This window comes from Variovorax humicola (assembly GCF_037889915.1).
Classification (GTDB): Bacteria; Pseudomonadota; Gammaproteobacteria; order Burkholderiales; family Burkholderiaceae_C; genus Variovorax; species Variovorax humicola.
Window position 1 is genome coordinate 1 of sequence record NZ_JBBKZV010000074.1, and the last position, 8,046, is coordinate 8,046.

The 8,046-nt window shown below is 68.8% G+C and carries 7 protein-coding genes and 1 pseudogene; 6 read left to right on the top strand and 2 right to left on the bottom strand.

Features of this window, described 5'->3' with window-relative positions:
- Together WKW80_RS36765 and WKW80_RS36770 are read right to left on the bottom strand one after the other, a co-directional pair.
- Positions 1-189 (bottom strand): annotated as a pseudogene (locus tag WKW80_RS36765) (taurine dioxygenase); the annotation flags it as partial.
- Between the two features lie 194 nt (positions 190-383).
- Positions 384-2,141, bottom strand: coding sequence for a SulP family inorganic anion transporter (locus tag WKW80_RS36770; protein ID WP_340368489.1), 1,758 nt, complete (start codon positions 2,139-2,141; stop codon positions 384-386).
- 329 nt (positions 2,142-2,470) lie between these two features.
- Between WKW80_RS36770 and WKW80_RS36775 the strand changes: the two genes are divergently transcribed.
- The 6 genes from WKW80_RS36775 to WKW80_RS36800 all read left to right on the top strand — a co-directional run.
- The gene (locus WKW80_RS36775) at positions 2,471-4,141 is read left to right on the top strand and encodes an alpha/beta fold hydrolase (RefSeq protein ID WP_340368490.1); all 1,671 of its coding nucleotides are present in this window, start codon (positions 2,471-2,473) and stop codon (positions 4,139-4,141) included.
- Positions 4,138-5,001 (top strand): poly(3-hydroxyalkanoate) depolymerase, encoded by an 864-nt coding sequence (gene phaZ, locus WKW80_RS36780; RefSeq protein ID WP_340368491.1) that lies wholly within the window; start codon positions 4,138-4,140, stop codon positions 4,999-5,001. Before WKW80_RS36775 ends, phaZ begins: the two co-directional genes overlap by 4 nt.
- On the top strand, positions 4,998-6,788 hold the full coding sequence (locus WKW80_RS36785; protein ID WP_340368492.1) for an acyl-CoA dehydrogenase: 1,791 nt from the start codon (positions 4,998-5,000) through the stop codon (positions 6,786-6,788). Before phaZ ends, WKW80_RS36785 begins: the two co-directional genes overlap by 4 nt.
- Before the next feature lie 127 nt (positions 6,789-6,915).
- The gene (locus WKW80_RS36790) at positions 6,916-7,143 is read left to right on the top strand and encodes a hypothetical protein (protein WP_340368493.1); all 228 of its coding nucleotides are present in this window, start codon (positions 6,916-6,918) and stop codon (positions 7,141-7,143) included.
- Entirely contained in the window at positions 7,136-7,822 is a 687-nt protein-coding gene (locus tag WKW80_RS36795) for a DsbA family oxidoreductase (RefSeq protein WP_340368494.1), read from the top strand. The genes WKW80_RS36790 and WKW80_RS36795 overlap by 8 nt, the downstream gene beginning before the upstream one ends.
- A 91-nt stretch (positions 7,823-7,913) precedes the next feature.
- Positions 7,914-8,046 (top strand): porin (locus tag WKW80_RS36800; RefSeq protein ID WP_340368495.1); only part of this gene is annotated, 133 nt, incomplete at its 3' end.

Here is an 8,046-nt window from a genome sequence, read left to right on the forward strand (position 1 = left end):
CTTGAGCAGCGCGGCGTAGACCTCCTTGAACAGGCCCTCGTCCACGGCCGCGTCGGCCAGGTTCACGCCGACCAGTTCGGCGCCGATGCTTGCGGTGAGTTGTTCGATCTTGATCGAGGTCTTCCTCGCGGCGGCCGAAACGATTGCGGGCGAACCCGGCACCGTGTTTGTCTGGACTGTTGTGTTCATGGCTTGTCTGCTGGATGGGGGTCCGGTTCTGCCGGGCGCCTTTGGTGATGAAGGTGGCCGCCTCGGCGACCTTGCAGACTGAAGAATAGGATTCAGAACGCCTTGCGGCCCCCTCCTCGCAGCAGGGGGCAGGGGGGCGTGATCCGGCGCCGGATGGCGTCAGCAAAGGCGCGGCGGCCGACGGCCCGGGGTGCTCAGGCGGAGCGCCCCGGCTCCTTCTCCCAGTCCTCCCACTCGACCGGGTAGCTGCGCAGGTAGGCTTTCACGGCCTCACCGAGGGTCGGGTGGAAGGTCCCCGCGCCAAGGCGCGCGAAGAGACCGAAGCGCTTGAGCTTGTCCTTGACCGGGTCCTTCATTTCGGCGAAGCACAGTTCGATGCCGCGGGCCTGCAGGCTGTCATCGAGCTCGGCGACGATGTCGGCGGAGGTCACGTCCACGCTGGTCACGGGCTCGGCCGCGACCACCACCCAGCGCGCGGGCGTGGGTGAATCCGCCACCGCTGCCATCACCCGGTCGCGGAACAGTTCCGCGTTGGCGAAGAAGAGCGGCGCATCCCAGCGGAACAGCACCAGGCCGGGGATACGCCTGGCCTCCGGATAGCGGCCGATGTCGTGATAGCCCTTGAGTCCGTTCACGCGCCCGAGCAGCGCCGAATGCGGGCGCCAGCCGTCCCAGAGGAATTCGATCACCGCGATGACTACGGCGATGCCGATGCCGGGAATGGCGCCGAACATCGCGACACCCACGAAGCAAACGACGGACAGCCAGAACTCCCATGGCTGGATGCGATGGATGCGGCGCAGGTCGGTGATCTCGATGAGCCCCAGAGCCGCCGCGATCACCACGGCCGCCAGCGCCGCGCTCGGCAAGTGCTGCAGCAGGTTCGGCGCCACCACCAGCAGGACCGCGATGGCCAGCGCGCCAACCACGCCGGTAAGTTGCGTGCGCGAGCCCGCCGCCTCGGCCACCGGGGTGCGAGAAGAGCTGCTGCTGATCGGAAAGCCCTGGAAGAAGCCGGCCGCAAGGTTGGCGGCGCCGAGACCGACCATCTCCTGGTTGGGGTCGGCCGGCGTGCGCATGCGAGCGGCATAGACGCGCGACAGCACGCTGGTGTCGGCGAAGGACACCAGCGCCACGGCCAGGCCGCCCAGCAGAACCGGCTGGATATCACCGATGCCCAGGTGCGGCAGCGTGGGCGTCGGAAGGCCTTGCGGCAGGGAGCCGAGCACCGAGATGCCGAAGCGCTCCAGACCCAGCAGGCCGACCGCCAGCGTTGCCGCCACCACCGCGACAAGCACGGCCGGAGCACGCGGTACCCGTTGCAGCAGCAGGATGAGCACCAACGTCCCGCCGCCGATCGCCAGGGCCACGGGGTGGGTCTTGCCGGCCAGCACGCCCTCGCCGAGGGCCCAGGCCTGCCGCAGCGGCCCTTCGGCCTCCACGGAAAAGCCCAGGAGCTTGGGCAGTTGGCTCAGCAGCACCGTGAGCGCGATGCCGTTCATGTAGCCGTAGCGGATCGGCTTGGACAGCAGTTCGGTCACGAAGCCCAGCTTCGCGAATCCCGCGGCGAGGCAGGCGACCCCGGAGACGACGGCCATCGCGCTGGCGAGCGCGATCGCGCGCGCCGGATCGCCCGCCGACAGCGGCAGCACCACCGAGAGGATGACGGCCGCCAGCGCGGAATCCGGCCCCAGTACCAGGATGCGGCTGGGCCCGAACACGGCATAGGCAAGAAGCGGAATGATGGTCGCGTAAAGGCCGTAGATGCCGCCGACGCCCGACGCCTCGGCATAGGCGATGCCTACCGGCACCAGCATCGTGGTCAGCACCAGCCCGGCGACGATGTCATGGCGCAGCCAGGCCGGGTCGTAGGTCCGCAGCATGCGCAAGCCGGGCAACCACCGAAGCCACGCTGCTTCACCGTCGCCCGGTCGCTCGGACTGGCCGCTCATAGATCGCGCGCGGCCTCGTCCATCAGGTTCCTGCTCCGGAACATTCCGGCGCGCGGCACCCGTATCACTAAATCCTTGTGTTTCGCAGATTCCGCCATACGCCTTGGTCCAGAGCGCAGTGAATGTCGCATCTTGGCCGCTGGCGCGCAAGGTTCGGCACCCGATCGGCAGGCCGGCCTTGCCTGGGTCTCGGGGGCACTTCCCGGTCTCTCCCCCTCCGCCAAGAAGGGGGAGCACCGCCGTGCCGGCATCCAGAATTCCGGCCGTACCCGCATCGACGCGACACGCAACGCGGGATTTCATCCAACGTCCGACAAAAGAGGAGTCAAGTGCACCATCGCCCCTTCCAGACGCGTCGCGGCTCGCGCCGCGACGGCGCCAGCCTGGCCGAATCCGTCGCGGCGTTCGCCACCAGCATCCTGCGGCAGCCGCTCACGTCGCTGAAGGGCGCGGGCCGCGCCGGCGCAGCCTTGCTGGACGTGGCTACCGGCCGCTCCACCAAGGGGCCGGCGCCGAACGACCGTCGCTTCGACGATCCTGCCTGGAGCGACAACCTGCTGTACCGCAGCCTCATGCAGGGCCATCTCGCCCTGGTGCACGAGGCGCGGCGCGTGGTCGGCGAACTCGGCCTGTCCGAGCGCGAGGAGGCCCGCGCGAAGATGGTGCTGGGCATGGCGACCGACACGCTGGCGCCGACCAATACGCTGATCGGCAATCCCGCCGCGCTCAAGCGCACGCTCGACACTGCCGGCGCCAACCTGGTCCAGGGCGCGATGCACCTGGCGGCCGACTGGCGCAACAACGGCGGCCTGCCCGCCTCGGTCGACGGCACGAACTTCGAAGTCGGAGGCAACCTCGCGGTCACGCCGGGCGCGGTGGTGCACCGCTCGGAACTGCTGGAGCTGATCGAGTACCGCGCCCAGACGGCGGAGGTGCACGGCACGCCGCTGTTCATCGTGCCGCCGCAGATCAACAAGTTCTACATCTGGGACCTCGCGCCGGGCCGCAGCCTGATCGAGTACCTGGTTCAGCAAGGCTTCCAGGTCTTCGTGGTGAGCTGGTTCGATCCGGACGCCAGCCGCTGCGCGTGGGGCCTGGAGACCTACGTGCAGGGGCTTGTGCAGGCGATGGAGGTGGCGCGCGAGATTGCAGGCGCGGAGCAGTTACACGTGCTGGGCGCCTGCTCGGGCGGCATCACCTCGGCGGCGCTGCTCGCCTACCTGGCGGCCCAGGGCAAGGACTGGGCGCGCAGCCTGACGCTGATGGTGTCGATCCTCGACATCGACGGCATCGCCGACAGCTCCATGGGCCTGTTCGCGCACCTCGAGACGCTGGAACTCGCGCGCACGGTCAGCGGCAGGAACGGCGTCCTGCAGGGCAAGGACCTGGCCAAGGTCTTCGCCTGGCTGCGCCCGAACGAGCTGATCTGGAACTACTGGGTCAACAACTACCTGATGGGCCGCAAGCCGCCGGCCTTCGACATCCTTTACTGGAACTCCGACACCACGCGCCTGCCGGCGCGCCTGCATGGCGACTTCATCGCGCTGCTGAAGTCCAATGCGCTGGTGCGTCGCGGCGGCCTCTCGATCGGCGGCCTGCCGCTGTCGCTCGCCGACGTCAAGTGCGACAGCTACATCCTGGCCGGCAAGACTGACCACATCACGCCGTGGGAAGGCTGCTACCAGACGCGCGGCCTGCTCGGCGGGCACAGCGACTTCGTGCTGACCGGCAGCGGCCATGTGCAGTCCATCGTCAGCCCGCCGGGCGGCAAGAAGAGTGTCTTCATGACCAACGCCGGGCGACATGCGACGCCCCGGGAGTTCGAGGAGACCGCCGAGCACAACGAGGGCAGCTGGTGGCCGCACCTGGCGGGCTGGCTCGCGGGGCGATCGGAGCCGCCGCGGCGCGCGCCGCGCCACGAGGGCACGGCCGCCCACCCGCCACTGTGCGCCGCGCCCGGCACCTACGTGCTGGAGGGCGGGCAGTTGCAGGCCGCATGAGACAACATCCTGGGTCGACCTTGCTCGCTGGAAGCGACCTTGCGAGCAGCCCCGAGACGCACTGGCTCACGATCGAGGGGCAGCGCGTGCGCGTGGCCATCGGCGGCGCGCCCGACGCCACGCGCACGCTGCTGCTGTTCAACGGCATCGGCGCCAGCGTGGAGACCATGGCGCCTTTCATGGACCAATTCGGGCGCACGCGCGTGCTGACCTTCGACGTGCCGGGCGTCGGCGAATCGCCGGCCCCCTTGCTGCCCTACCGCCTGCGCGACATCGCGCGGCTGGGCACGATCGTGCTGGATCGCATGGGCGTCGGGCGCGTCGATGTCCTGGGCGTCTCGTGGGGCGGAACCGTCGCGCAGGAGTTCGCGATCCGGCATCCCGAGCGCTGCCGCACCCTGACCCTCGCAGCCACCTGCGCGGGCATGGTCATGGTGCCGGGCCGGCCCAAGGTGCTGCTGCGGATGGCAAGCCCGCGCCGCTACCTCGATCCGCTCTACCTGATGCGCGTAGGCGGCGAGCTCTACGGCGGCGCGATGCGCTTCGAGCGCGAACTGCTGGAGATGCACGCGCGGGCCATGCGCGCGCCGAGCATCCACGGCTATCTCTATCAGCTGCTGGCCATGGTCGGCTGGACCAGCTGGCACCGGCTGCGCCGCGTCGAGGCGCCGGCACTGGTGCTGATGGGCTCCGACGATCCCATCGTGCCGACCATCAACGGCCGCATCCTCGTGGCGGGCCTGCGCGAAGCGCGGCTCGAGACCGTCGACTGCGGCCACCTTTTCGTGCTCACTCGCGCGGCCGAGACCGCGCGCCGCGTGGAGCACTTCATCGCACAACATTCGAGGACACCTTCATGATCTACCAAGCCCCCGTCAAGGACATGCTGTTCTGCATGACCGAACTGGCCAACATCGAGCGCATCGCCGCGCTGCCCGGCTTCGAGGAAGCCGGCATCGACACCGCGCAGGCCGTGCTGGAAGAATGCGCGCGCTTCACCGAAGGCGTGGTCGCGCCGCTCAACGTCGCGGGCGACAGGCAACCCTCGTCGTGGCAGGACGGCAACGTCACCACCACCCCGGGTTTCGCGGACGCCTATCGGCAGTTCGGGGAGGGCGGCTGGCAGGGCCTGCAGCATCCCATGGACTTCGGCGGCCAGGGCCTGCCCATGACCATCGCGGCCGCTTGCTCCGAAATGCTCAACAGCGCCAACCTGAGTTTCGCCCTGTGCGCGATCCTGACCGACGGCGCCATCGATGCGCTGCTGACGGCCGGCTCGCGACAGCTGAAGGAGGTGTACCTGCCGCGCATGATCTCGGGCGAGTGGACCGGCACCATGAACCTGACCGAGCCGCAGGCCGGCAGCGACCTCGCGCTCGTGCGCACGCGCGCCGAGCCCCAGGGCGACGGCACGTACAAGGTGTTCGGCACCAAGATATTCATCACCTACGGCGAGCACGACATGGCCGAGAACATCGTCCATCTCGTGCTCGCGCGCCTGCCTGGCGCGCCTGAGGGCGTGAAGGGCATCTCGCTGTTCGTGGTGCCGAAGTTCCTCGTCGACGGAACAGGCGCGCTCGGCGATCGCAACGACGTGCAATGCGTGAGCATCGAGCACAAGCTCGGCATCAAGGCCAGCCCCACCGCCGTCCTGCAGTTCGGCGACCACGGCGGCGCCATCGGCTACCTTGTGGGCGAGGAGAACCGCGGCCTGGAGTACATGTTCGTGATGATGAACGCGGCCCGCTACGCGGTGGGCCTGCAGGGCATCGCCGTGGCCGAGCGTGCCTGCCAGCTTGCCGCGGCCTACGCGAAGGAGCGCGTGCAGTCGCGTCCGGTGGACGGCTCGCTCCCTGGCGCGGCGCCGATCATCCACCACCCGGACGTGCAGCGCATGCTGCTCACGATGCGCGCACAGACCGAGGGCTGCCGCGCGCTCGCCATGGCCGCGGCCGCTGCCTGCGATGCGGCACATGCGCATCCCGAAGCCGAGGTACGGCGTCGCGAGCAGGCGGTCTTCGAGTTCCTGGTGCCGCTGGTCAAGGGCTACGCGACCGAGATGAGCCTGGAGGTCACCAGCCTGGGCGTGCAGGTGCATGGCGGCATGGGCTTCATCGAGGAAACGGGTGCCGCGCAGCACTATCGCGACGCGCGCATCCTGACCATCTACGAAGGCACCACGGCGATCCAGGCCAACGACTTCATCGGCCGCAAGACAGTGCGCGACGGTGGCACCGTGGCGCGCGCCTTCGCGCAGGAGATCGCGGCCGTGGAGGCCGAATTGCGCCAGCGTCGCAGCGAGGCCGCGCAGGCCATGGCCCTGCGCCTGGCGGTCGCGCGAGAGGCCTTCCTGGAGGTGCTCGACTGGGTCCTGGCGAACGTCAAGTCCGACCCGAACGCCGTGTTCGCCGGCTCGGTGCCCTACCTCCTGCTCGCGGGCAATCTGGCCGCGGGCTGGCAGATGGGCCGCGCGCTGCTGGCCGCCGAAGATCGACTCGAGGCCGGTGGGGACATCGACTTCATGCGCCGCAAGGTCCTGGTGGCCCGGTTCTATGCAGACCACATCCTGACCCGCGTGCCCGGCCTGCGCGACAGCATCGTCGCGGGCTCGGAAGCGATCTCGGAGATGTCCCTCGAAGCCTTCTGAGGAGCGCGGCGTTACAGCTTCCCCCTCCCGCGAGGAGGGTATCGCGCGAGCGGCCGAACGATAAATTTACGCCACCGACCGAAAAGGATGCCCGAGCGTCCGCGCGGCCCCTCAACCGGAGAACGACATGGCATTCCTGAGACATTGCTTGCACGAACTGCGCGCCATGCGGCGCGATTGGGCACCCGAGGATATGGACTGGTTCCGACAGACCGTTGCCCTTGGCAACCTGTCGCATGCCGGCTCGCCGGTGCCCGCGTTTCGCGCTGCGCGCGAAGGGTCTGCGCACCGCAACGGGCGCTCGATTGCGGTTCCCCGCATCTCGCATGGGGGCCTGATCCGTGGACATGCCTGAGTTGGTGATACGCGCAGGCGCCGAGGACGCGGGCACGAAGCCCTCGCTGACGGTCGAGGTCTTCTTTGATTTCGTCTGCCCCTGGTGCCTGATCGGAAAGCGCCAGTTCGACGCCGCCGCGCGTCGGCTGGCCGAACTGCGCCCCGATGTGCGGCTGCACGCGGTCTGGCGCTCGCATACCCTGCTGCCCGACACCCCCGCAGGCGGCCTGCCCTATCAGGCCTTCTACGTGGATCGGCTCGGCAGTCCCGAGGCCGTCGCAAGGCGCCGCGCACAGGTGCAGCAGGCTGGAACCACCGCGGGTGTCCGCTTCGCGTTCGAGCGGATCGAGACGCTGCCGAACACGGCCGCTGCCCACGCGTGGGTCGCACGAGCAGCCGTGCGCGGCGCCGAAGCGCAGCAGGCCCGGTTGATCGAGCGGATCTTCACGGCCTATTTCATGGACGGCGACGACATCGGCGATGCGTCCGTGCTCGAGCGGCTGGCGCTGGAGTGCGGGCTCGAGGCCCCCCGAGACGATGAGGCGGCCCGCAACGAGGGCCGGCACGTGCCTGCAAGTCCCCGCTACCCGATCAATGGCGTGCCCTGCTTCGTGTTTGAAGGATCGCTGGCACTGTCGGGCGCCGCGGGACCCGATGCGCTGCTGGACGCCATGTTGCAGGCGCTTCGCGCGCAATGACGAAATCAGAGAAATACCCGGTGGCGCAATGCGCCCACCACCCATAACCCAATCCCCCACGTAGTTCCTATCCTCTCTGGAGAAATTTGAAATGAAGAAATCCCTCGTTGCCCTGGCTGCACTGTCTGCTGCAGGCATGGCCGCGGCCCAGTCGTCCGTCACGCTGTTCGGTGTCGTGGACACCGGCGTCAGCTATTACCAGACGACCAGCAAGTTCGTCGGCG